The sequence below is a fragment of the Streptomyces sp. NPDC002232 genome, assembly GCF_042890295.1.
GTDB lineage: Bacteria > Actinomycetota > Actinomycetes > Streptomycetales > Streptomycetaceae > Streptomyces.
This window is the reverse complement of the sequence record NZ_JBIARV010000009.1, coordinates 14,827-37,707: the sequence shown is the minus strand read 5'-3', so window position 1 is coordinate 37,707 and position 22,881 is coordinate 14,827. Positions and strand designations below refer to the sequence as shown.

27 protein-coding genes are annotated in these 22,881 nt (G+C 72.8%); 17 read left to right on the top strand and 10 right to left on the bottom strand.

Annotated features, from left to right (window positions below; translation table 11 throughout):
- Positions 1-12 precede the first annotated feature (12 nt).
- A complete protein-coding gene (locus ACFYXU_RS35860) occupies positions 13-396 on the top strand; it encodes a hypothetical protein (protein ID WP_389461805.1) in 384 nt (127 codons plus the stop codon).
- A gap of 65 nt (positions 397-461) precedes the next feature.
- Here the strand turns inward: ACFYXU_RS35860 and ACFYXU_RS35855 are convergent, their stop codons facing one another.
- The 5 genes from ACFYXU_RS35855 to ACFYXU_RS35835 form a co-directional block, all read right to left on the bottom strand.
- Positions 462-1,460, bottom strand: a complete 999-nt coding sequence (locus ACFYXU_RS35855; RefSeq protein WP_389461803.1) for a hypothetical protein — start codon at positions 1,458-1,460, stop codon at positions 462-464.
- Between the two features lie 133 nt (positions 1,461-1,593).
- Positions 1,594-1,818: a hypothetical protein gene (locus ACFYXU_RS35850; protein WP_389461801.1), complete on the bottom strand. Its 225-nt coding sequence runs from the start codon at positions 1,816-1,818 to the stop codon at positions 1,594-1,596.
- Positions 1,815-2,780: an oxidoreductase gene (locus tag ACFYXU_RS35845; protein ID WP_389461799.1), complete on the bottom strand. Its 966-nt coding sequence runs from the start codon at positions 2,778-2,780 to the stop codon at positions 1,815-1,817. The genes ACFYXU_RS35850 and ACFYXU_RS35845 overlap by 4 nt, the downstream gene beginning before the upstream one ends.
- Before the next feature lie 40 nt (positions 2,781-2,820).
- Positions 2,821-3,363: a carboxymuconolactone decarboxylase family protein gene (locus ACFYXU_RS35840; RefSeq protein WP_389461797.1), complete on the bottom strand. Its 543-nt coding sequence runs from the start codon at positions 3,361-3,363 to the stop codon at positions 2,821-2,823.
- A 241-nt stretch (positions 3,364-3,604) separates the two neighbouring features.
- On the bottom strand, positions 3,605-3,880 hold the full coding sequence (locus ACFYXU_RS35835; protein ID WP_361406447.1) for a hypothetical protein: 276 nt from the start codon (positions 3,878-3,880) through the stop codon (positions 3,605-3,607).
- Positions 3,881-3,990: 110 nt separating this feature from the next.
- On the opposite strand from ACFYXU_RS35835, the gene ACFYXU_RS35830 reads away from it, so the two are divergent.
- The 8 genes from ACFYXU_RS35830 (at position 3,991) to ACFYXU_RS35795 (ending at position 12,604) form a co-directional block, all read left to right on the top strand.
- A complete protein-coding gene (locus tag ACFYXU_RS35830; RefSeq protein ID WP_389461795.1) occupies positions 3,991-4,986 on the top strand; it encodes a helix-turn-helix transcriptional regulator in 996 nt (331 codons plus the stop codon).
- Between the two features lie 391 nt (positions 4,987-5,377).
- On the top strand, positions 5,378-6,604 hold the full coding sequence (locus tag ACFYXU_RS35825; RefSeq protein ID WP_389461793.1) for a cupin domain-containing protein: 1,227 nt from the start codon (positions 5,378-5,380) through the stop codon (positions 6,602-6,604).
- Entirely contained in the window at positions 6,601-7,671 is a 1,071-nt protein-coding gene (locus tag ACFYXU_RS35820) for a JmjC domain-containing protein (RefSeq protein ID WP_389461791.1), read from the top strand. The genes ACFYXU_RS35825 and ACFYXU_RS35820 overlap by 4 nt, the downstream gene beginning before the upstream one ends.
- Before the next feature lie 8 nt (positions 7,672-7,679).
- Positions 7,680-8,963, top strand: a complete 1,284-nt coding sequence (locus ACFYXU_RS35815; RefSeq protein WP_389461789.1) for an MFS transporter — start codon at positions 7,680-7,682, stop codon at positions 8,961-8,963.
- Complete coding sequence (locus ACFYXU_RS35810; protein ID WP_389461787.1) at positions 8,960-9,628, top strand: 2OG-Fe(II) oxygenase; 669 nt, start codon at positions 8,960-8,962, stop codon at positions 9,626-9,628. The genes ACFYXU_RS35815 and ACFYXU_RS35810 overlap by 4 nt, the downstream gene beginning before the upstream one ends.
- A complete protein-coding gene (rsgA, locus tag ACFYXU_RS35805; protein ID WP_389461784.1) occupies positions 9,625-10,665 on the top strand; it encodes a ribosome small subunit-dependent GTPase A in 1,041 nt (346 codons plus the stop codon). The genes ACFYXU_RS35810 and rsgA overlap by 4 nt, the downstream gene beginning before the upstream one ends.
- Positions 10,666-10,757: 92 nt before the next feature.
- Entirely contained in the window at positions 10,758-11,297 is a 540-nt protein-coding gene (locus tag ACFYXU_RS35800) for a carboxymuconolactone decarboxylase family protein (protein WP_389461782.1), read from the top strand.
- Between the two features lie 17 nt (positions 11,298-11,314).
- Entirely contained in the window at positions 11,315-12,604 is a 1,290-nt protein-coding gene (locus tag ACFYXU_RS35795; protein WP_361406427.1) for an MFS transporter, read from the top strand.
- A 65-nt stretch (positions 12,605-12,669) separates the two neighbouring features.
- Here the strand turns inward: ACFYXU_RS35795 and ACFYXU_RS35790 are convergent, their stop codons facing one another.
- Complete coding sequence (locus ACFYXU_RS35790) at positions 12,670-12,957, bottom strand: DUF4287 domain-containing protein (RefSeq protein WP_389461780.1); 288 nt, start codon at positions 12,955-12,957, stop codon at positions 12,670-12,672.
- 100 nt (positions 12,958-13,057) lie between these two features.
- Entirely contained in the window at positions 13,058-13,318 is a 261-nt protein-coding gene (locus tag ACFYXU_RS35785) for a hypothetical protein (RefSeq protein WP_389461778.1), read from the bottom strand.
- Positions 13,319-13,696: 378 nt separating this feature from the next.
- On the opposite strand from ACFYXU_RS35785, the gene ACFYXU_RS35780 reads away from it, so the two are divergent.
- A complete protein-coding gene (locus ACFYXU_RS35780; RefSeq protein ID WP_389461776.1) occupies positions 13,697-14,041 on the top strand; it encodes a hypothetical protein in 345 nt (114 codons plus the stop codon).
- A gap of 217 nt (positions 14,042-14,258) precedes the next feature.
- Entirely contained in the window at positions 14,259-14,612 is a 354-nt protein-coding gene (locus tag ACFYXU_RS35775) for a hypothetical protein (protein WP_389461774.1), read from the top strand.
- A 49-nt stretch (positions 14,613-14,661) separates the two neighbouring features.
- On the opposite strand, the gene ACFYXU_RS35770 is transcribed toward ACFYXU_RS35775, so the two are convergent.
- Together ACFYXU_RS35770 and ACFYXU_RS35765 are read right to left on the bottom strand one after the other, a co-directional pair.
- Complete coding sequence (locus tag ACFYXU_RS35770) at positions 14,662-15,192, bottom strand: GNAT family N-acetyltransferase (RefSeq protein ID WP_389461772.1); 531 nt, start codon at positions 15,190-15,192, stop codon at positions 14,662-14,664.
- The gene (locus tag ACFYXU_RS35765; protein ID WP_389461770.1) at positions 15,189-16,442 is read right to left on the bottom strand and encodes an XRE family transcriptional regulator; all 1,254 of its coding nucleotides are present in this window, start codon (positions 16,440-16,442) and stop codon (positions 15,189-15,191) included. The genes ACFYXU_RS35770 and ACFYXU_RS35765 overlap by 4 nt, the downstream gene beginning before the upstream one ends.
- 160 nt (positions 16,443-16,602) lie before the next feature.
- On the opposite strand from ACFYXU_RS35765, the gene ACFYXU_RS35760 reads away from it, so the two are divergent.
- The 3 genes from ACFYXU_RS35760 to ACFYXU_RS35750 all read left to right on the top strand — a co-directional run bounded on the left by ACFYXU_RS35760 (position 16,603) and on the right by ACFYXU_RS35750 (position 18,081).
- Entirely contained in the window at positions 16,603-16,989 is a 387-nt protein-coding gene (locus ACFYXU_RS35760) for a hypothetical protein (RefSeq protein ID WP_389461768.1), read from the top strand.
- Positions 16,986-17,408, top strand: a complete 423-nt coding sequence (locus tag ACFYXU_RS35755; protein WP_389461766.1) for a restriction endonuclease — start codon at positions 16,986-16,988, stop codon at positions 17,406-17,408. The genes ACFYXU_RS35760 and ACFYXU_RS35755 overlap by 4 nt, the downstream gene beginning before the upstream one ends.
- A gap of 190 nt (positions 17,409-17,598) precedes the next feature.
- Positions 17,599-18,081 (top strand): NUDIX domain-containing protein, encoded by a 483-nt coding sequence (locus tag ACFYXU_RS35750; RefSeq protein ID WP_389461764.1) that lies wholly within the window; start codon positions 17,599-17,601, stop codon positions 18,079-18,081.
- Between the two features lie 40 nt (positions 18,082-18,121).
- Here the strand turns inward: ACFYXU_RS35750 and ACFYXU_RS35745 are convergent, their stop codons facing one another.
- Entirely contained in the window at positions 18,122-19,342 is a 1,221-nt protein-coding gene (locus ACFYXU_RS35745) for a helix-turn-helix domain-containing protein (RefSeq protein WP_389461762.1), read from the bottom strand.
- Between the two features lie 273 nt (positions 19,343-19,615).
- Here ACFYXU_RS35745 and ACFYXU_RS35740 point away from each other — a divergent pair, with 273 nt between their 5' ends.
- The 3 genes from ACFYXU_RS35740 to ACFYXU_RS35730 all read left to right on the top strand — a co-directional run bounded on the left by ACFYXU_RS35740 (position 19,616) and on the right by ACFYXU_RS35730 (position 22,836).
- Complete coding sequence (locus ACFYXU_RS35740) at positions 19,616-20,527, top strand: NAD-dependent epimerase/dehydratase family protein (RefSeq protein ID WP_389461760.1); 912 nt, start codon at positions 19,616-19,618, stop codon at positions 20,525-20,527.
- A 138-nt stretch (positions 20,528-20,665) separates the two neighbouring features.
- On the top strand, positions 20,666-21,970 hold the full coding sequence (locus tag ACFYXU_RS35735) for a UDP-N-acetylglucosamine 1-carboxyvinyltransferase (protein ID WP_389461758.1): 1,305 nt from the start codon (positions 20,666-20,668) through the stop codon (positions 21,968-21,970).
- Positions 21,971-22,158: 188 nt separating this feature from the next.
- Positions 22,159-22,836 (top strand): HNH endonuclease family protein, encoded by a 678-nt coding sequence (locus ACFYXU_RS35730; RefSeq protein WP_389461756.1) that lies wholly within the window; start codon positions 22,159-22,161, stop codon positions 22,834-22,836.
- Positions 22,837-22,881: the final 45 nt, after the last annotated feature.

Genomic DNA, 22,881 nt, shown 5'->3' with positions numbered 1-22,881 from the left:
AGAGGAACCACCGTGTCCACGATCACCGGCCCGTCCGAGACCAGCCTCTTCCTGGAGCCCGTCGCCACCGAGCGGGCCCGCCGTTGCGTCGAGGACGTCATGGCCGACTTCCGCAGCGGCGCCTGGTACCCGACCCGGCTCGAAGGCCGCGTCGCCGAGCTGCTCCTCGCCTCGACCGCCGGGGACGGCATGCTCACCCCCGCCCGGATCCGCGCCGCCCTGTGGGAGGGGAACCTCGCGCTGACCCACGAGAACGACGGCCGGTTCGCCCAGGTCCTCGCCGACCTCGTCCCCGTCCTGGAAGACCCCCAGCTCGCCGCCCTCGACGTCGTCGACGCGGCGGGCGAGCTCGTCGGCGCCGTGGCCTCCACCGCCACCGCCCCCGTCGCCGCCTGACCCCCTCCGACGCGTGTGGCCCGGCCGGAGAGTCTCCAGCCGGGCCACACGCGTACGGGAGCCGCTCAGGCCGCCCAGGGCGCCAGCGGGTACCAGATCAGGTCACGCCGGGCCAGGAGCCGCACGTCCCAGTACAGGACGAGGAAGACGCCCGCCGCGATGAACCCCGCCGCCATCAGCGCCGCGGAACGGCTCGGCCGCTTCGTCATCCACCGGTGCAGCCGGTCCCCGAAGAGGCCGGTCACCAGGAGGAACAGCACCGACATGACGAGGATGTTCCCCACGGTCTGGAGGCTGAAGGCCACCGACCCGTACAGCACGTCGTGACTCCGGGCCGCGTCCCGGAACAGCTGGCGGAACAGCGGGAAGGGACGCCCGATCAGGAACGCCCCGATGAGACCGCCCATGAACAGCATCGGCGCGCTCGGGTACCGCGCCGACAGCTTCGCCAGCGGGTCGCGCACGACGCCCAGCGCCGAAAGGCCCAGATACGTCATGACCAGGCCGATGAGGCCGTAGACCACCATCGCCTGGATCAGCCGCCCCGAGAGGCCGCCGCCCTGGCTCTCGTCGAACTGGGGCATGCCCGTCCCGGACATCGCGACCAGCATGCCGTACACGGCCGACACGGCGACCGCTCCGGCCGCGAGCTGGCCCAGCGGACGCAGCGCGGCCGCCATCCGGCCCCGGCGCGAGACGGACCGGCCGCCGGTCAGCGGCGCCAGCGCGCTGAACACGGCGATGTTGCACGCGGTGAAGGTGCCGGCGATGCCCGTGACCAGGGCGAAGAAGACGCCCGCCAGGGCGCCCGGGATCGGGGAGCCCTTGGCGGTGTGGCCCAGCAGGGTGTCCGCGACCGTGTCACCGATGGTCCGGTCGACGAACTCCGCCGACCACACCACCGTCAGGGCGAAGCCGAACAGCGCGCTCACCGCGACGACCAGCGCCCGGCGACGGGGCACATGACCGCTGAAGAAGAAGGAAGGGGCGGAACGCCCGGTGGCCGCGGGCCGTTCCGGCCGCCGTAGCTCGACCGGTGCGGGCCGTTCTGCTGTCTGCGCCATGACATGCCGCCTTCTGTGTGGGGGTGGGGGACACGCCGCGAAACGCTAGGCGCGCCGACACCCCACCGGGTGCGCCACCGGCGGGTTCAGCACACCGGAAGAACACCCGGCGCCCACTTCGTGAGGTCGGGCCTCACCAGGGCCCGTGGGCGGAGAACCGGGCGTACCCCTCCGCCTCCGCCGCCCGCGGCGCCGGCACCGCCGTGTCCGTCTGCCAGGCGGCGCCCGTCACGTCCGGGAGCACCGCGTCGAAGTTCCGCCACATCCAGGCCCACGCCGCAACCGGCCGGAACCTGCCCTGCCGGTCCGTTCCCGTGCCCACACCGGCCGCGACGCCCTCCTCCGGCACGCCGCTCATCCCCGCGCACCCGTCACCGGACACACCGCCCCGGAGGGCTCCGCCTCCGCGAGCACCGACGGGAAAGGAGGGCGCACGCCCGTCAACGACTCGGACAGCCGCCACAGGCGCGCCCGCGCCGCCCCGTCCCGGGAGGCCCGGGCGGAGCCGGCCGGAGCGGGTTCGCCCCGGCTCTCGAAGCGCTCCGAGGGACCCAGGTACGCGCCGCCCGGCACCCGAGGATCGGTGGCCGCGCGCAGCGCCGGCAGCGCGGCCCGGTCCGCGGGCTGGGCCAGCCACCGCAGCCCCGCCGCGGCCACCGGACGCAGGAAGCGCGGCGGATCCCCCTGCCACAGGCCCGTCGGGGACAGGCCCGGATGCGCGGCGACCGAGACTGTGGCCGCACCCGCCGCGGCGAACCGGTGCTGCAACTCCCGCGCGAACAGCAGATTGGCCAGCTTGGAACGCCCGTACGCCGTCAGCGACCGCCGCCCGGTCGACGACCTGGCCGCGTCCTCGTCCAGCGCCCCGAAACCCGCCCGGTGCGCGAGGCTGGAGACCGTCACCACCCGGGAACCGGGCACCGGCGTCATCAGATCGAGCAGCAGGCCCGTCAGCGCGAAGTGCCCGAGGTGGTTGACGCCGAAGTGCGCCTCGAACCCGTCCTCGGTGCGCCGGTACGAAGGGAACATCACCCCGGCGTTGTTGACCAGCAGGTCCAGCCGCCCGTGCCGGCCGCGCACCCGCTCGGCGGCCTCCCGTACCGAGTCGAGCGACGCCAGGTCCAGCCGGACGACCTCGGTGCTGCCGCCGATGCGGGCGGCGGCGGCCCGGCCCCGCCCCAGGCTGCGGCAGGCGAGCAGGACGTGCGCCCCGCGCTCCGCGAGCAGCCGGGCGGTCTCCAGGCCGATGCCGCCGGACGCGCCGGTGACCAGCGCAGTCCTGCCGCTCTGATCGGGAACGTGTGCGTGGGACCAGGCCATGTCACCCTCCTGAGGAGTCGACGCGGACGAGCGGGGGACGTCAGCGCGCGGCGCCGTAGCCGTGCTGGACGATGAGCTCCGCCGCCACGCCGTAGAAGGCCGGGTCGGACGGGACGTCCGTGGCCAGACCGTTCACGTAGCGGTTGAACATCGCGAACGCGGCCGCGATCAGGACCGTGTCGTGGATGTGGGTGTCCGTCGCGCCCTCGGCGCGGGCGGCCGCGATCGCCCCGTCGGAGACGGGGGCCGCCTTCGCCTGGACCTCCGCCGCCACCTTCAGCAGCGACCGGAGCAGCGGCGTGATCGCCGCCGCGCCCGGGTCGGAGAGCACGGACGCCACGAGCTCGGCGCCGCCCTCCAGCTGCGCGGCCGCGAAGGCGCCGTGCGAACCCGCGCAGAAGTCGGTGCGGTTCAGGTGCGAGACGTACGCCGCGATCAGCTCGCGCTCACCCCGGCTCAGCGGGGAAGGGCCGCTGCGCAGCAGGGTCTCGGCGAGGTCCGACATCGGGCCCGCGGTGTCCGGGCGCTGGGCGAACAGCCCGCTGATGCCGGGAAGGTCATGGGTGATCTCGATGTGGGGCACCGGTGCGTCCTCGTCTTCGCGAAGGGGATACGGACGAGCTCATCGTCGGGACACCGGAGTCGGCCGGCCAACTCCCAGCGTGCGGACCTCGCCCCCGGCAGACGCCGTCAGCTCCGCACTCAGGGAGAAGCGTCCCGGCCCCCGCTAGTCCAAGAATGAGGACGTGGCAAGGAACATCGCGCGGTACACGGAGACTTGGGCAGATGAAGGGGCCGGTACGGGCACGTCCCGCCGCCCGGCGTCATCCCTCCGCGGGCCCGGCGAGCCGCCAGCCGCCCAAGGCGGGCGACAGCGCCAGCGCCCGCCGGCACAGCGCACGGCACCGCCGCACGGCGCTCGCATCGTCCGGCGCCAGCAGGAAGGCGACACCCCGGGCCCCGGCCCGGCTCGCGTGCACCCGCACGTGCTCCAGGCCGTCGTCCGGCCCGCACGCCGCCCACAGCTCGGCCAGCACGGCGTCGGAGGACAGCTCCGGCGCTTCCGGCGGCTTGGCGAAGGCGAACTCGACGAGGTGCACACACCGAGTGTGCCGCACACCACCGGCCCCGCCCCAGACCCGGCGAGGCCACGAACATGCCGTGGCACGCATGTGCCCCGGTGCCCGGACACGACCACGGGGGGACGCTGATGCTGCGCGTACTCGGACTCGACCTCGGCACGGAGGCCGTCTACCGGCTGATGCTGGACCACCCTTCGTGGGGCGTAGACCGCCTCGCCCAGGCCCTGGACACCGACCGACCCGCGGTCACCCGGGCCCTGGACACCCTGGCCGACCTCGCACTGCTGCGCTCGACTCCGACCGCCGACACCTCCGGCGGCGTGCGGCTCGTGCCGCCCCGGGCCGGACTCGGCGCGCTGCTCGAACGCCGCCAGAACGAACTCGCCCGCACCCAGCTGGAGATCGACGCGAGCCGCGCGGCGGTCGACGACCTCCTCAGCGAGTACACGGCACTCGGCCGGGACCGCCTGGACGGAGCGGTCGAACGCTTCACGGGAGACGAGTCCGTCCGCAGGCTCCAGGCCGACCTGACCGACCGCGCCCGCGGCGAACTCCTCGCCCTCGCCCCCACCGCGGTCTCCGGCGGCGGTCCCTGGGAGCTCGACGTAGCCCCCCACCTCGACCTGCTCGCCCGGGGCGTGAAGGTCCGCGTCCTCCACCTCGACAGCATCGACGGCACTCCTGAGCGCCGGCGGGCGGTACGCGAGCTCACGCGGGCCGGGGCCGAGATCCGCACCCTGCCCTCGCTCCCGCTGCACCTGCGCATCGTCGACGGGGCGAGTGCCGTCCTTCCGCTGGACCCGGGCGACCCCGGCCAGGGAGCCGTCCTCCTGCGCGAACCCGGCGCCCTGACCGGCCTGCGCGCCCTGTTCACCCACCTGTGGGACGACGCCGCCCCCCTCCAGGACGCGGACGGCGAGCCCGCCGCCCCGGACGCGTACTCACCACAGGAACGCGCCCTGCTGCGCTTCCTGGCCGAGGGACTCACCGACGAGGCGGCGGCCCGCAGACTCGGCATCTCCCTGCGCAGCGAACGCCGCATGATCTCCGGCCTCTCCGCACGCTTCGGCGCCCACAGCCGCTTCCAGCTCGGCCTCCAGGCCGCCCGCAGCGGGCTCGTGTGACACAACGATGCCAAGGACATTCTGTGCCACGGAAAAGTACTGACACCGCTTGTGAGGACATGTCAGAGTCATTTCCAGAACGGACCGGAAAGCACAAGGAATCCCACCCAGCCGGACGGGCCGCTCGATTCCGACTGAATGCGCTCCAGCATTTATCTCCCGCCGCCCGACGGGAGAACACTCATGAATCATCAAAGCGAAAGGAATGAATGACATGGAGAACGAGAAGAACCTCGTCATGGAGATCCTCGAGGACGACAACTACGACTTCGAGGCCGAGTTCGGCCCGCGTCAGGACGTCGGCCACTGAGGCCCGCACCGTAACGCGGCCGGTCGTCCCCACGGACAGCCGGCCGCGTCGGCCGTTTTCCCCGAACGAGTGGTGAGTTGGATGAGCATCGACACGCAGACCTGGAAGGCGTTCGCGGCGGAACACGCCCCGGACTTCGCCCGCACCGTGTTCCTCCCCGGCCTGGTCGCCGACCCCGGACACCTCGCCCGGCTGATCGACGACGGCCTGCGCACGGCGACCCTGCACGCGCCCGGCGACCTGCGCCTGCGCGCCTTCCGCCCGGGCGCCTTCGACTACCGGCTGACCAAGCGGTTCGTGGACACCCCCCTCGCCGACGGCGAGAGCGCCATCGACTGGCTGGCCCGTACGGCCGACGGCGACGAGGACTGCCTCGCCGTCAACGACATAGCGTCCTGGAACCTCGACCTGGCCGCCGAAGCCGCCCGCATCGTCGACGAGCTCGTCACCGACGGCACGCACGAACTGCCCTCCGGCACCGACGTGTACACCTTCGTCGCCCACTCCGGCTGGACCCCGTTCGGCATCCACAAGGACTCGGAGCCCTCGCTCATCTTCCACCTCGGACCCTCCCCCAAGGAGGTCTGGGTCTGGCACGACAACCCGTTCGACGCCTCCCGCATCACACCCAGCCCGTCGTTCGGCCGCATCACCTTCGACATCGAGGACCACCTCGCCTCCGCCGAACGCCACCTCCTCCGGCCCGGCGACTTCCTCTGCATCCCGCAGGACACCTACCACGTGTTCCGCAACCTGGGCCCCTCCGCGTTCCTCGGACTGACCGTCTACCCGGTCAAGACCCGGCCCCTCATCACCGAGGCCCTGTGGCGCGCCACCCGCCCCGCCGAAGCCCTCGCCGCCTACCCGGCCGCCGACCAGGTCACCGACCGCGCACGCAGACTCCTCGATGACGACGACACCACCGGCGGCTCCCTCGCCGACCGCGTCGCCCACGAGATCACCCTCGGCCAGCTGCGCCTGCGCACCAACGGCTACCTCAGCCGCCCCCACCGGACCGCGCTGCCCCGCACCGCCCCCACCCCCGGCGCCCCGCTCCGCTGGTCCCGGCCCGGCGTGGTCACCGCCGCCCCCCACCCCGGCGGCACCACCCTCGTGGCCCGCGGCCGCACCCTCGTCGTCCCCGGCCCCGGCCCCGCCGACTTCACAGGTCTGGAGAAGGCGACCGCCACCACCACCCCCTTCACCCTCGACGAACTCACCGCCGTCCTCCCCGGCAGCCTCACCACCGAACGCCGCGAGGAGATCGCGCTCAGCCTCTGCGGCACCGGGGCGGTGATCGCGCCATGACCGGATTCGACGCCTTCGCCCACGCGCAGACTCTTCTCGCCGGCCTCGGCGACCACGAGCCACCCGCCGGCGGCGTCCGCCTGCACGAGCCCGCCGCGGACGGCACCACCACCGCCCACAATGCCCTGCTCGACGGCGTGTGGTCCGCCCTCGCCCGGCCCGGAGCCCTCGCCACCAACTTCCGGCTCGTCGAATCCGGCCGCCAGGTCGACCGCAGTCGCTGGATGCGCTCACGCGTCGGCGACGGAGAGGTCCTGCACACCGCCCTCGTCCCCGCCTACCTCCACAGCGCCGTCGAACGCGGCGCGACCCTCGTCATCAGCCACCTCGAAGCCCTCGACGAGCGGGTCATGCTGCTGTGCGAGGCCCTCGAATACCTGCTGCGCGCCCGAGCCTGGGTCAACTGCTACATCACCGCCGGCGAGAACTCCGCCTTCGACGTCCACAGCGACGACCACGACGCCCTCATCCTGCAACTGCTCGGCCGCAAGCACTGGGAGGTCGACTCCCGCGTCGGCGCACGCTCCCACGACCTCGCCCCCGACAGCCTCGACCGCGTCCTCACCCCCGGCATGTGCCTGTCCGTGCCGCGCGACACCGCCCACCGCGTCTCCGGCACCGGCGAACTCACCGTCCACCTCACCGTCGGATACGAACCCTTCGCCGACGTCCGCGAAGAGACCCGCGCCGCCCACGCACTCGTCGGCCGCACCGCACCGGACCCCGACCCCGAGTGGCTCACCACCCGCCTCGCCCTGCGCCCCGACCGCCGCGCCGGCGCCTCCCTGCGCAGCGCCCTGACCGGCGAGGTCGGCTCCAGCACCCGGATCCGCTGGGCCAGCCGCTACCCCCCGTACGTCACCACCGGCGACGAGCACCTGACGGTCACCACCATGGGCCGGCGCATCCGCCTCGACCGCCGCCTGGAACACACCATCACCCTCCTCACCCGGGGCGGCGCCCTCACCTACGACGAGCTGGTCGCCGACAGCGACCTGCCCGACGCCGACCTGCGCGCCCTGGTCACCTTCGGCGCCCGCAACGACTTCCTGATCTGCGAAGGATGACCCGCCCCGTGCTCACCGCCACCCTCAAGGACCAGGCCGCGATGTTCCGCGAACGCCGCTTCGCGACGTTCTTCACGGGCCACGTCGTCTCCAAGCTCGGCGACGCCCCCGTCCCCGTAGCGTTCGCCCTCGCGGCCTACCAGGTCTCCCACTCGGCGGCCGCGCTCACCTGGGTCCTCCTGTCGCTGTGGGGCGCCCGCTTCTTCCTCGTCGCCACCGGCGGCCGGCTCGCCGACCGCCACGACCGGGTCAAGGTGATGATCGGCGCCGACCTGCTGCGCCTGTTCGCCCAGGGCGCCCTCGCCGTCGTCGTGATCAGCCCCCTCCCGCTGCAGAGCTGGCACCTGTGCGTGTCCGCCGCGCTGTACGGCGCCGGCACCGCCCTGTACAACCCCGCGCAGATCGGCCTGACCCCCGAACTGGTCGCCGAGGACCGCCTCCAGCGGGCCAACGGCCTGCTGTCCCTCGTCGCCGACGTCGGCTTCCTCCTCGGCCCCGTCCTCGCCGGCGTCCTGATGAGCACCGTCGGCTTCTCCTGGATCCTCTGGCTCGACGTGGTCTCCTTCACCGTCAACCTCGTCTGCCTCCTGCGCCTGGTCCGGCTGCACACCCCCCTCCGCCGCACCGCCCCCGCCCCCTCCACCGGCGGAACCGAGGCCACCGGCACCGACGACACCGCCCCCGCCGAGGACGCCGACCACCGCTTCCGCGCCGGATTCGCCGTCATGGCCCGCTATCCCTGGTTCTCCTTCGGCATGGCCCTGTGGTTCGTCGTCTCCCTCGGCATCGGCCTGACCGCCGTCGCCGGGCCCGTCATCGCCGTCGAGTCCCTCGGCGGCACCGGAGCCTGGTCCGTCCTCGCGACCTGCCTCGCGATCGGCTCCCTCCTCGGCTCGCTCGCCGTCATGTCGACGACCAAGCAGCACCCCTGGAAGGCCGCATCCGTCGTCGTCACCCTCGGCGCCGTCCTGCAATTCGTCGCCCTGACCCTGCGCGACGAACTGTCCACCGCCGTCCTCGGCGCGAGCTTCGCCCTGTGCGCCCTGACCACAGCCGCCTGCGGCATCGTCTGGGACACCGCCTACCAGAGCGAGATCCCCGAGCGGTACCTCTCCCGCCTCGGCTCCGTGGACAACTTCGTCAACGCCGCCGGAATCCCCGCCGGCATGCTCCTCGGCGGCCTCTTCGCCGACCACTACGACACCGTCTTCCTCGGCGTCAGCGTCCTGCTCGTCCTGCTCTGCGTCCCCGCCGCCCGTCTCGCCGGACACGGAAGGAAAGCGACCGCATGAACCTCGCCACGCTCCTCGCCACACCCGCTACCGGCCCCGACGCCCGGATCCACTCCCGCGGCGACCGCTACGTCGTCATCGACGACCTCCTGCCCTCCGCCGACTTCGAGGCCACCGCGGACACCTTCGCCCGCACCCGCCTCAAGCCCGTCCTCAGCACCATCGACCCGGTGTACGACGGCTTCGCCCACCGCGGCGGCGAGGAGAAGCAGCGCCTGACCCACACCGCCGACGACGCACCGCGCTGGCAGCGCGCCGTCAAGGAACAGATCCGCGCCCACCTCGACCTGCTGGCCGCCCCCGGCGCCGAGGACCGCCTCTCCCTCACCCTCAGCGCCTGGGGCTACCCCGCCGGCACCCGCCTCAGCTGGCACAACGACGCCGGCGCCGGCCGCATCGGCGCATACGTCTACTTCACCCACCCCACCTGGAGCAGCGACTGGGGAGGCGGCCTCGCCCTCATCGACGAGGAGTCCCGCGCCGACGCCACAGACGGCAACGCCCTCGTCCACACCGCCACCCACCCGACGCTCGTCCTGCCCCGCCCCAACCGCCTCGTCGTCTTCCGCGCCCACACCATGCACGCCGTCCAGCGCGTCGACGCCACCGCCGGCGACCGGCTGCGCCGCACCTGGACCGGCTTCATCACCGAGGACACCCCATGACCGACACGCTCACCGCCCCGGACGCCCTCACCCGACTCGGCTGGACCGACGCCGACACCCTCCACACCAGCCGCACCACCACCCCGGCCCGTGTCGTCGTCCACCACGGCACCGTCTGCGACGTCCTGCGCCCCGAAGCCGACGGCACCCTCACCGCGCACACCGCGCCCACCGTCGCGGCCCTCCCCGTCACCCCCGTCGCCGGCGACTGGGTCGAACTCGGTGCCGACGGCCGCGTCCACGCCGTCGCCCCCCGCCGCGCCGTCCTCACCCGCTCCGCCACCGGCCACGGCCGCCAGATCCTCGCGGCCAACATCGACACCGTCCTCGTCGTCGTCCCGCTCGCCGGCGGCCTCAACGCCGCCATGCTCGAACGCCTCTCCGTCATGGCCTGGGACAGCGGAGCCCAGCCCGTCCTCGTCCTGACCAAGAGCGACACCACCGAAGATGCCGGCGCCCAGGACGCCGACACCGCCGGACACCTCAGCCCCGGCATCCCCGTCATCCCCGTCAGCGTCCTGACCGGCGACGGCCTCGACACCCTCCGCTCCCACCTCGGCCCCGGCACGACCGCCGTCATGCTCGGGCCCTCCGGCGCAGGAAAGACCTCCCTGCTCAACGCCCTCGAAGGCACAGCCGAGGCCGTCGCCGCCGTCGGGCGCGGCGGAGGCCGCCACACCACCACCACACGCCGCCTCCACCTGCTCGCCTCGGGCGGAGTCCTCCTCGACATCCCCGGCATCCGCTCCCTGGAGGTCGCCGCGGGGGCCGGAGCCGTCGCCGACGTCTTCACCGACATCGCCGCCCTCGCCACCCACTGCCGGTACGGAGACTGCGGCCACGACGGTGACGGCGGCTGCGCCGTCACCGACGCCGTCCACACCGGAGCCCTGTCCCACGAACGCCTCACCACCTGGCGCAAGCTCCAGGGCGAGATCGCCTACCGCCGCCGCCGCGAGGACCCCGCCGAGATGGCCGACATGCGCCGCCAATGGAAGGCCGTCAGCAAGCAGGCCCGCCGCAACGGCCGCCGCTGAACGACAAAGAAGCTCCGCACGAAGGAAGTTGGCCGACCACTCCGAGGCTGCCAACGATGAGCCGACGACACCTCTCGACCGAAGGACGACCCGTGCCACACATCCGGATCGCCAACGACCTCCCGGGCATCAGGGGACTGATGACCCACCGCCCCGACACGGCGGCCCCGCTCAACGCCATCGCCGACACCCTGCTGCGCGGCGACTCGCCCCTCACCCGCGGCGAACGCGAACTGATCGCCGCCTACGTGTCGGAACTCAACGCCACCCGCTTCTGCGCCGACACCCACGGAGCGGCCGCCGCCGCCCAGCTCGACGGCGGCACCGACCTCGTCAAGGCAGTCCAGCACGACCCCGGCACCGCCCCGCTCACCCCCCTGCTCCGCGCCCTCCTGCGCGTCGCCGCCGAGGTCCAGGCACAGGCCGCGCCCGTCCGCGACGAGACCATGGCCGCCGCCCGCGCCGAGGGCGCCACCGACACCCACCTCCACGACACCGTGCTCATCGCCGCCGCCTTCTGCATGTACAACCGCTACGTCAGCGGCCTGGCCACCGCACTGCCCACAGCAGCCGGCTACTACGAGGAAGCGGGCCGCCGGATCACCACCCACGGCTACGCGGCCGCGGTCTGAAGGAGAACCCGCCCACCATGCCCGCGCACTCCCCGAAGAAGGCCCACCGCAGAGCGGTCACCGCCACCGTCGTCGGCAACTTCATCGAGTCCTTCGACTGGCTCGGCTACGGCCTCTTCGCGCCCCTGTTCGCCGCCCAGTTCTTCCCCTCCGGGAACTCCCTCACCTCCATCCTCGGTGCCTTCGCGGTCCTCGGCGTCGGCGTCCTCATGCGCCCCCTCGGCGGCATCCTCCTCGGCCGCTACGCCGACCGCCGAGGCCGCCGCCCCGCCCTCATGCTGGCCGTCTCCCTCATGGCCGGAGGATCGCTCCTCATCGGCGTCACCCCGTCCTACGCGCACATCGGCCTCCTCGCCCCCGTGCTGCTGCTCCTGGCCCGCATGGCCCAAGGCGTCTCCCACGGCGGAGAATGGGCCGCCGCCGCCGCGTACCTGATGGAGGTCGCCCCCGAGAAGCGCAAGGCGACCTACGGCAGCCTGTTCTCCCTCACCACCTGCGCCGGCGCCTTCACCGCCTCCCTCCTCGGCGGCGGCCTCACCGCCGCACTCGGCCCCGCCGCCATGGCCGACTGGGGCTGGCGCGTGCCGTTCCTCGTCGGCGGCGTCCTCGGCCTGATCCTGCTCGTCCTGCGCACCCGGCTCGCCGAGACCGAGGTCTTCCAGCGCCAGACCCAGGTCCGCCGCGACCGGGGCTCGCTGCGCCACCTGCTCGTCACCCACCGCCGCAACGTCCTCCTGGCCGTCCTGTTCGTCGCCGGATCCGGCGCCGTCGGCGGCACCTGGACGGCGGTCGTCCCCGCCCTCGGAGGACGCCTCGCTCCGCCCGGCATGATGTTCTGGGTCGTGGTGACCGCCACGGCGCTGATGATGACGCTGAACGTGCCGATCGGCCTGCTCGCCGACAGGATCGGCGCCACCCGCCTCCTCGTCGCGGCCAGCGCCCTGTTCGCCGTCGCCGGATCCGTCTCCTACCTCACCATGACCGGCACCTTCGCCAGCCTGCTCTTCACCTACGGCTCCGGCGTCGTCTACCTGGTCTGCGCGACGACCGTCCTGCCCAAGCTGCTCACCGAGATCTTCCCGACCGAGGTCCGGGCCCTGGGCGTGGGCCTCCCCAACGCCGTCACCAGCGCCGTCCTCGGAGGAATCGCCCCCGCCTCCGCCACCTTCGCGGCCGAACACGACGCCTCGGGCTGGTTCATCGCCGGCGTCATGACCGCCGTCCTCCTGTCGGTCCCCGCCTCGCTGCTGGCCCGCACCGCGCGTCCCGCCGAGGCCCGCGCCTCCGAACAGGTCCTGGCGGCCTGACACACGAGAACGCCGGCACCCCTCCGGGAGGAAGGGGAGCCGGCGTTCTCGTCGTCCGTACGGCCTCAGGGACGGTTGTTCTTGCCCTCGAGCCACAGCGTGTCGGAGTCGTCGTGGTGGGCACCGCCCGAGCCGACGTGCTTGTCCGAGATCTGCGCGCCGTTCTTGAAGACGTGCACGAGCGCCATCCCGTGGCCCCGGCCCAGACCGTAGTCCTCCTTGAGCCACTCCAGGACAGGGCCCGCCTTCAGCGACGGACCCTCGAAGCCGCGCTCCTTGGCCAGGTCGATGAACTGCCGGGGCGTCAGGCCCGTCTTGTCCTCGATGTTGTCCAGGTACGCCTGAAAGGACATGTGCTCCTCGCTTCCCATTTCGTTGGCGCCGGTCGGGGCGCCTCCACCAAAGCCTGCACGTCTGCGCGGCGAGGACTGCGCTCTCGCGCCCCCCTCGCACCTACTTAGCCACGTCGCACGACGCGGGTCGGCCCTGCGGAAGGTATCCGCGCGCCACCAGCGTCGCCCCGATCCCGTCGTGGATCTCCGGATCCTCCGGTGTGACCGCCGCGAGCCCGTCCACGTAGCAGTTGAACATGCAGCACGCGGCCGCGATTAGGACGGTGTCTTGCACGGCCTCGTCGTCCGCGCCCGCCGCCCGGGCGACCGCGATGTCCTGCTCAGGCCGATCGGTCCTGGCCCGATACTCGCCATCCGCCAACCGCACTGCACCTCCTGCCATGCGCTCTTGCCCCAGGTCTCCTTCTCCGGCACGCGCCGGGAGGCCTCCAAGCCTGCAGCACTTTCGAGCCACCCACGGCCCGAGCCTTCCTGAAGGCCGTTCGGGCCGCCCTCTCCGCGCCTATGCTGCGGATAGCGGCGTACCCCGCCGCTCTCCGCGACGCCGACCCCCCCGTAACGGTGTTGCGCCCCAGGGGCCCCGACAGTGATCACACCTGCCGGGGCCCCTTACCGCGCACCCACGGAGCGCGCCGCCGACTCTCCACCCCCGTACCCGATATCGCGCAGTCGCGCGAGCTGTGCCGACTGTGCCAAGTCGGATCCCCGACGCTCCCCGACTACCTGACACGATGACCCCATGCCCCCGACACTCCTGCGCGGATCGTTCCTCTCGATCGGCTCGAAGGAATCGATACTGTCCATCGGCTCCGTCGGATCCGTGCTTTCCATCGGCTCCGTCGGCAGCGTCCTCTCGATCGGTTCGGTGGGCAGCGTTCTGTCCGCCGGCTCGATCGGCTCCGCCCTCTCCTTCCTTTCCACCGCCTCGTGGCTGAGCACGGGCTCCCTGCTCTCCGCCCAGTCACGCTGGTCGGTCCTGTCCTGGCGCGCTCACCACGCCTTCCGCACCGCGCGCCGAACGCGTCCCCTCACCGTCAGGTCCACGACTTCTATGAACCCCGTGCTGCGATCGAAGGGAGCATGATCCGGCAGTCGCGACCGGGCACGGAGGTCACGACCACTCAGCAGCGTGCCAGAGCCCGGCCGGCGCGATCCGAAGGACCCTCCTGATCCCCGAGCTCCGCTCATGGCTCTGCACACGAACACGTGTTCCGGCTCAATTTCTGTGACGCTGCCACGTTGAGTGTCCGGGGTGCGCTCGACGGGGTCCGCCCGGACGGAAGAGGCCGATCGACGCGCACATGGTCGGGCTGCAGCGCCAGTTGCACAGTCGCTGCTCTCGGCCGATCACGGTGGACGCCGTCGCTGGTGAAGACGTCGAGCGGCTGGTTGTTCCTCGTCTCTCCACCGTGTTCACCGCCGAGACTCTCATCCGCCACGCCTTCGATGTCCTCGTCACCGATGCAACGCCCCGTCCGGCTGTGCACCCGGCGCTGCCGCACACCTACGCGTGCAGATCTGACTTGGACAAACGCGGCCTGACTGCCGTCAAGGTTCCTGTGCTGCAGTGTGTGTCGCGGCCCGAAGCCAAGACGATGGCCCCTGGGGTTAAGACGCCCCAGGACCTCCACATCGCTGACCTTTGTTCGGGATGAGTTTGACGCGACATACGAGCCCACCAGTCTCGAGGCCGTGGAGCTGGCGTCAGACACCCAACTGCTCCGAGGAGAGGCCGTGAAGCATCACCAGGAAGTTCGGGGAGTCGGGGAACGGCTGGCGGCGGCCGACCGGCTGGTAACCCCACGTCTCGTACAGCGCCTGCACCTTTGCGTGCTCGGGATCGACCAGGAGCACGACCAGTGCTTCGGGCCGCTCGTGGAGGAGTGCGGCGTGGAGCTGCTGTGCCGCGCCGGTCTTTCGCCACCGGGGACGGACCATCAGCTCCGAGACGCTGAACGTCGAGTCGTCCAACGGGGGCTGGGGAAGGTGCTCGCGCCACCACTCCCGCCCGGGCCGCGCCGGGGCGCCGTACGCGAAGCCGACCGGCTCGTCGGCGTCGTAGCCGATGACGCAGGAGAAGCCGGGGTGGGAGCCCCAGTAGTCGACGAACCAGGGGAACTGCTGGGCGAACTCGTCCATCGTGTCGGCGTAGGCGTCCGCGTGGACGTCGAGGAGAGTCTGCCGGATGCCCGGAAGGTCTTCGTGCCTGAACCTGCGGAGTTCGATGACGTTCACACGCTGCTCCATTCGCTGCGGTGCCGGTCCGTCCACTGGCTCGCCAGGGCGGCCGGGCCCCGGGCGAGCAGCTCGCGCTGAAAATCGCCCAGGAGCCTGCGCATGCGACCGGGCAGCGGCGTGCCCGCCATGATGCCGAAGACCTGTCCGCCCGAGACGCAGGCCTGCTCGGCGTCGCCCTGGTGCAGCTGCGCGAGCGCGAGCCGGGCCGTGGTGTAGGCCCTGTTGCGGCGGTAGGCATCCGGCAGCACGGCCAGCGCCCTGTGGGATGCCGCCTCTGCCTCTCCCGGGTCGCCCACGATGTCCCGCACGATCGCGGTCAGCGAGTGCAGCTCGGCCGGTCCGTAGAACGCGATCCAGGACGCGCAGGGCTGGGCGGGGTCGGTCCTGGCGAGGGCTTCCTCCGCGCGGCCCAGGCAGTTCAGTGCCGCGCGGGCCTCACGCGCGTGGGCGAGGCCGACGCCGACCCGGGCGTGCGCGAGCGAGGCGTGCAGCGGTGAGCGGCGCGCGATGGCTGTGGCCAGCGCGGCCTGCGCAGAGGCCACCGCCTCGGCATAGTCCTCGCGCTGTCGGGCGAGCATCGCCCGGAGGTTCCACACCTGCATCACCATCTCGGGGTCCTGCGCGAGTCCCGCGAGCGTGAGGGCCCGGTCGAGGTGGCGGCTGGCGCCGTCGAGCCGGCCGGCGTCGATCGACGACCACGAGGCCGCCGCGGTGAACGCGGCCGCGAGCGAGAACAGCCGCTCACGGGTGCGTGATGTGGCGGCCTTCGCCTGGAGGCGGGCGGCCTCCTGAGCGCCGGCGAGAGCGGCTTGCTCCAGGGTGTCGTGACCGCCCCGGTGGTCGTCGAGCGAGCGCAGGGAGTCGAGCTGGGCGCGCAGCCGCAGCACATCCGAGGTGCCGACGGACGGGGCGGGTCCCGCCATCACGAAGGACGCCGACGCCCCGATGGTGGTGTTCAGGAAGGAGCGGCGGAGCATGGGGTCCTCCGGGGGAGTGCGGGTCTTGCGGCGCCGGTCGGCGAACCCTAAGTCCGGCGCCGTTCGGCCGCTGATCGCCTCCAGTGCCAGACGGACCGCGATCCGGGGCCACGTCGTCTCGCCGGACCGCCACTTGCGCACCGTCACATCCGAGAGCGTGCCCGGCTTCCCTGTGCTCTGCCCGATCGCCGTGTTCAGCTCGGCGGCCAGATCCGGGGCCGTCCAGCCCTCGCCGTCCATCCACGCGATGAACGCCACGTTGCGCTCCATGCACTCACCGTAGACCTCCACCCGTGCTCGGCAGGAGTCAACGATCGGTCAAGTCGCTACGGCCCGTGCGAGCGGCGAACGCGAACTCGCAGTGTCCCACCGCATCCAGAGCGCGGTTACCTGTAGGAAGGACCAGGAGCGACTGCGGAAGAGAGCCCGGATGTTCCCCATCAACCCGCCCAGGGCACTATGGACGACCACCACGGCGGCCCTGTACGCGTCCGACCCCGACCCGGACGACCTGCGGGGCATGCTCGCCGCCGCGGCCGCCGTCTGCGCCGGCCACGGCTGGAACACCGCCCCGGACGGCGTCCTCTCCGACGACTGCCTCATCAGCCGGCCGCCCCAGTCCCGCACCGGCTGGGCGAGGGTCCGCGAGCTCGCCGAACTTGGCGAGATCAGCGTCGTCATCGTCCCCTCCCTGGGACACATCAGCCTCTCCTGGCACCAGCGGGAGACCGAGCGCACGTTCCTGCGCCGCCACGGCGTCTCGGTCGCCACCGTCGAGCCCATGCTCGACGCCATCCTGTCGAAGGCGGCCCGGTGAAGTACGGCAGTACCGTCCACGACCCCACCGGCTCCCTGGACGCCGACATCCCGCTCGACCGCGACGTCCACGTACGCCTCGCCGCCGCCGTGCTCGCCTGGAAGCGGAGCGACAACACCGCCCCGCCCCGGGCCGACATCGAGCAGGTCTGCCTCCAGCTCTCCGGCTACGCCGAGCTCCTCGTCCGCGACCTCGCCGTGGCACTGGAACAGCTGCCGCCGAGCCCTGACGGGCCCGCGCCCGACGAGCAGAGGGCCCTGATCACGGTCGCCGAGGCCGTCCGCCGCCTCAAGGCCCCCGCGATCCGCCACGGAGACCCGCTGCACCAGGCCCAGTCCAGGGCCCGCCTGATCACCGCCCTGCACCGGGCTCTCGACCGCACCCAGGCCGCACTTCCCGAGCCCGTCCCGGGCACCTGAGACCGCTGCCCGCCCGCTCCGTTCCCCCGTACGGGGCCGGTGTGCAGCACGGGGCCCGCCCGCCACGGGCGGGCCCCGACCCATCTACTCCCATGCTCCGTCTAGGTCAGGGGCAGGAGACGGAGGCCCTGCGAGCGGTCACGTGTACCGGTCTCAGGTCTCGCGCTCCGAGAGGCCCTAGGGTGACTGCATGATTCCTGAGTTTGTGTCAGATCTGCGGAATGCGGTCGGTCCGGACTGTCTGCTGTGGCTGCCGGGGGTCGTCGCGGTGGTCCGGGACGAGCACGGGCGGGTCCTCTTGCAGCGTCGCTCGGCCGCCGGGATGTGGACCCCGCTGAGCGGGATCGTGGAGCCGGGCGAGGACCCGGCGGCCGCCGCGGCACGGGAGGTGGAGGAGGAGACCGGAGTGCGGGTGGTGGTGGAGCGGCTCGCTGCCGTCACGCACTCCCCGCCGGTCACGCATGGCAACGGTGACCGCGCCCAGTACCTGGAGATCGTGTTCGCCTGCCGTCCGGCGGAGCCGGGACAGGTGCCCCGGGTCTGCGATGACGAGTCGGTCGAGGTCGGCTGGCACCGGCTCGACGCGCTGCCGCCGATGAGCGAGCGGATGCGGGAGCTCGTCGCGCTGGTGGAGAAGGGCGAGGAGCGGGCCTGGTTCGCGCCGGCGCCGTGACTCCAGGCCGGGGCCAGTCCAGCGGCCGGGAGCGCGTGGGTCAGGCGGGGACGGCCCCGGTGCGTACGGCGAACTCGCGCAGCCCGGGCTGACGCGTGGGGCCGTAGAGCAGGTTCGAGGTCAGGGCCCGCAGGGCCGGACGGCGGACTTCCTGCGCGGCTTCCTGCTCGACGTGGCGCAGAGCGGCGAACGCCTGGGTGCCGTCGCCGAGCGCGTGCCACATGCGGGCCGTGTCGGTCCAGGCCCGGGCCCGGCGTTCGGCGGTCGGCATGAGGCCGACGTTCAGGCCTCGCGCGACGTTCACCGCTTCGTCCGGGGTGCCGAGCGCGTTGTGGACGCTGATGCGGTAGCCGTCGACCTGCGCGCGTGTGGCCTCCACGGTGAACAACCCGCCCGGGGCGTCGGGGCGGCGTGCGACGTCCTCCTCGGCCTCGTCCAGCAGGGCGAGCGCCGTGGTGCGGTCCCGTCCGGCGGCGGCCGAGTAAGCGGCGGTGAGCAGCAGGCTGGTGCGGACGGCGCCGGTGCGGGCTTCGGCGGGGTCGAGGCCGCCTGCTTCGTGGGTGAGGAGGCGGACGGCGGCGGCCGAGCGGCCGGAGCGGCGCATGGTGATGGCCAGGACGCGGGATGCCTCGCCGATGGGGACCGGCATGCCGCTGGTCCGTGCGGCGGCCAGGGCACGGTCGGCGGCGACCCACGCGGCGTCGGAGTGTTCCTTCGCGGCGAGTTCGGCGGTCAGGACGTAGGCGCGGGCGAGGATTGCCGAGGCCTGTTGCCGGGCCCGGCCGGCGGCGGCGTCCCGGGTCGCCTCGGCGGCGGCGAGCAGGTCGGGCAGCGCGGCGCCGAGCCGGGTGTAGCGGGCGGCGGTGAACGCCTCGCGTGCGGCGGCCGTCCGGGTCGCCAGGGCCTGGAGCGGCGCGGGCTCACCGCTCGGGAGGCGGAACAGCACGTCCTCCAGGGGGACGGGCGGCACCGTGGCGGCCGTGTCCGTGCCGACGACGGCCGCTGTCCCGGCGGCCAGAGCCCCGGTCAGCACAGTCCTGCGACGCATCGCGTCCTCCTCGTCCGGCACCGGTACGTCCGCCACGGTATCGATCACCGGGCCCACGGGAACAGGGAACCCGCTCACCCGCTCAGGAGGGATCCCCAGCGCGTGGGCCAGGCTCAGGCGCGCGTGGAGGTCCACGCGCATCTGCCCGCGCTCGATCCGCGAGATCGCCGAGGCCGAGTATCCGACGAGCCGGCCGACCTGAAACTGAGTCATCCGCCGCTCACAGCGGGCAAGGCGGAACACCGCGCCTAAGTCCGTGCTCGGGCCCATGGGTACCTCCAGTGCACCGACGGGGACGCACGACAGTAATCCTCCCGGCCGCAGGCCGACAGGGGCGTGCGGAAGCACATCGCGTGCCGCTCCCGCACACCGTGTGCGAGCCGGCCCCGGATCCTGACGAACGGGCCCGCCACGGCGCGAGGGTGACGGCAGCAGACGGACGGCAGATCCAGCCGCCTCGCTGCTCGCAACCGCGCGGAGGCACCCATGAACATCCTGATCACCGGTGGCGCCGGATTCATCGGCTCGGCCCTCGCCGACGCTCTCGACACCGCCGGGCACACGGTCATCCCGCTGGACAACCTGACCGTCAGCTCCAGGCGCCCGAGCCCGAAGGGCCTGGTCGTCCGCGACGTCAGGTCCCTGACGGCCCGGGACCTGGACGGCGTCGACACCGTCGTCCACCTGGCCGCCCTGAAGTCCGTCCCCGACAGCTTCTGGACCGGCAACGTCGAGCACAACGTCGCCGCGGACCGCCACCTCCTGACCACCTTCGTCGGCTCGACCGCCCGCCGCCTGATCATGGCCTCCTCCTGCGAGGTCTACGGCGAACAGACCGGCCCGCTCGCGGAGAACGCCCCCTACGCGCCGCGTTCCCCGTACGCGGTGGGCAAGGTCGCCACCGAGCAGCTCGCCGGCATCTACCGGCCGCTCCTGGACGACGGCCGCCAGCTCGGCATCCTCCGGTTCTTCAACGTCTTCGGCCCGCAGGAAGGGGACGACGCCGTCGTGCCCGCGTTCCTCTCCGCCGTCACCGGGGACCGTCCGCTCACGATCGAGGGCGACGGCACCCAGGCCCGCGATCTGACGTACATCGACGACGCGGTCACCATGCTCACCCGCGTGCTGGACCGGCCCGAGCTGCTGCCTGTCGTCAACCTCGGCTCCGGCGGGGCCGTTCCCGTCCGCGACATCGCCCACGCCGTCATCCGCGCCGCCGGACGCGGCACGATCACCCACACCGCCCCGCGCATCAACGAGATCAGCTCGTTCACCGCCGACCTGCACCTGTTCACCGGCACATACGGGACCGTCGACCGCACGCCCCTGGACGAGGCCCTCGCGCGCAGCCTGAAGAGCTTCGGGCGCCCCCTGGCGACGACGGCCGCCCGCCGCTAGAACCCCGCCCGGCACGGCCCCGGCGCCCCCACGGGCCGGGACCGCGCCTTCTCCTCCCACGTGCCGTGCGCCCGCACACATCCACCAGCCGAGACGGTCCCCCAGCCGGGGGACCGTCTCCTTCGTCAGGAGACAGCAATGGAACCCACGAACGCCCCCCGTCCCGCCACCGGCAACCAGGCCGTCCGCATCATCGGGGGCCACCGGCTCCACGGTGCGGCCGCGGTCCAGGGCTCGAAGAACATCGCCCTCCACCTCTACGCCGCAGCCCAGCTCGCCGACGAGCCACTCACCCTGACCGGCATCCCGCGCATCCTGGACACCCGGGTCTGCGCGGAGATCCTCACCCTCACCGGCACCCCGGCCACGATCACCGACGACCGCATCGAGACCACCCCGTCCGCCGTCTGGCACCCCGTCATCCCCGACCAGCTCGGCACCCGCATCCGCACCACCGCCGTCATGGCCGCCGCACTCCTCGCCCGCGCCGGACAGGTCCGCTTCCCCCTGCCGGGCGGCGACGCCTTCTGCCACCGCCTCATCAACCGCCACCTCGCCGCCATGCACGCCGCCGGCGCCACCCTGGACGTCACCGACACCCACGTCGACGCCCGCCTGCACGGCCGGGCCCCGGCACCGTTCACCACCGACGCCATGACCCGGAAGTGGGGACCGAGCCTGGGGGCCACCGTCACCGCGATGCTGCTCGCCGCCCGCGCGCCGGGCACCTCCACCATCCTCAACCCGAACCGGGAGCCCGAGGTCCTGGAGTCCGCCTCGCTCCTCGCGGCCGGCGGGGTCGGCATTACCTGGGAGGGCGCCAGCGCGCTCCACATCACCGGCACCGACCGGGTCACCGGAGGCGTCTTCCCCGTCCCGCCGGACCGCCTGGAGGCCGCCACGATCGCCCTGGCCGCCGCCATCACCGGCGGAACCGTCCACCTCACCAACGTCCCCGCGAGCACGTTCCCCGAGGACCTCACAGCCCTGCTCGTCGACGCCGGCGTCGAGCTCGTCGAGGCCGACGGCGGCACGCTCGCCCGCTGCCCCACCGGACCCCGCCCCGTGCACACGGCCACCACCTCCGCCACGTGCACCGACGTCCAGCCCCAGCTGACCGCCCTCCTCACCCAGGCCCCCGGCACCTCCCGCATCGAGGAGCGGATCTACACCTCCCGCAGCACCCACGTCACCCCGCTCCGCAGCCTCGGCGCGGAGGTCCGGGCCGACGGACCCACCATCACCGTCCACGGCCCGTCGGCCCTTACCGGGGCCGAGGTGACCGGTCACGACATCCGGGCCGCCGCCGCCCTCGTCATCGCCGCCCTCGCGGCCGACGGCACCACCACCATCCACGGCACCTACCACCTCCACCGCGGCTACAGCCACCTCCTGCCCAAGCTCACGGCCCTGGGCGCACGCCTGACCCTCCCGCAGGCGTAGAGGCCTCGGGCTCCTGGCTCCAGACACCAGCCGGGAGGCAGCACCCCGACCCATGGGGCGCGGCGGCGCCCGCCGACGTCAACATCGCACCCGTTTCATGATCATCTGTGGTGAACCTGAGTGCACACAGGAGTGACGTCCGACAGGCCCTGCTCCCCGTTCGCCCCTGGGCCGGTACCTCTTCCAGAGTGATCACCTACCTGACTCGGGCCGCCGCAGCGGCCACGCTCGCCCTGGCCTCCCTCGCCGTCACCGCTTCCGCTCACGCCGTCGGCGCCGCTCCGGTCGACGTGCTGGCCCTGCCCGACGCGGTCGCGGTCCTGCCGGTCGTCGAGGAGTCCCAGAACGAGACCTACGACCGGGCCCGCTTCAAGCACTGGAACAGGGGCCTCAACCCGACCGACGGCTGCAACACCCGCTCCGAGGTCCTCATCGCTGAGGCTGTCGAGGCCCCTGCGGTCGGCGCGAACTGTGCGCTGACCGGGGGCGTGTGGTGGAGCTACTACGACGAGACCGAGGTCCGCTCGGCCTCCGGGCTCGACATCGACCACGTCGTCCCGCTGAAGGAGGCCTGGGGGTCCGGGGCCTGGGAGTGGACGGCCGAGCGCCGGGAGGCCTACGCGAACGACCAGGGCGCCGCGGTCTCGCTGATCGCGGTCACCGCCCGCTCCAACCGGGCCAAGGCGGACAAGGACCCGGCCCAGTGGATGCCGCCGGCGTCGAGCGCCCGGTGCCGGTACGCGGCCGAGTGGACCGCGACGAAGCTGCGGTGGAGCCTGAGCGTGGACCAGGCGGAGGCCGACACGCTCCAGGCACTCGCCGCTGAGTGCCCCGGCGCGATCGTGCAGTTCGAGCCGGCCGAGTAGGACCGATCGCCGCCGCCTGCGGCTCGGGGGGTCCCGCAGACGGCG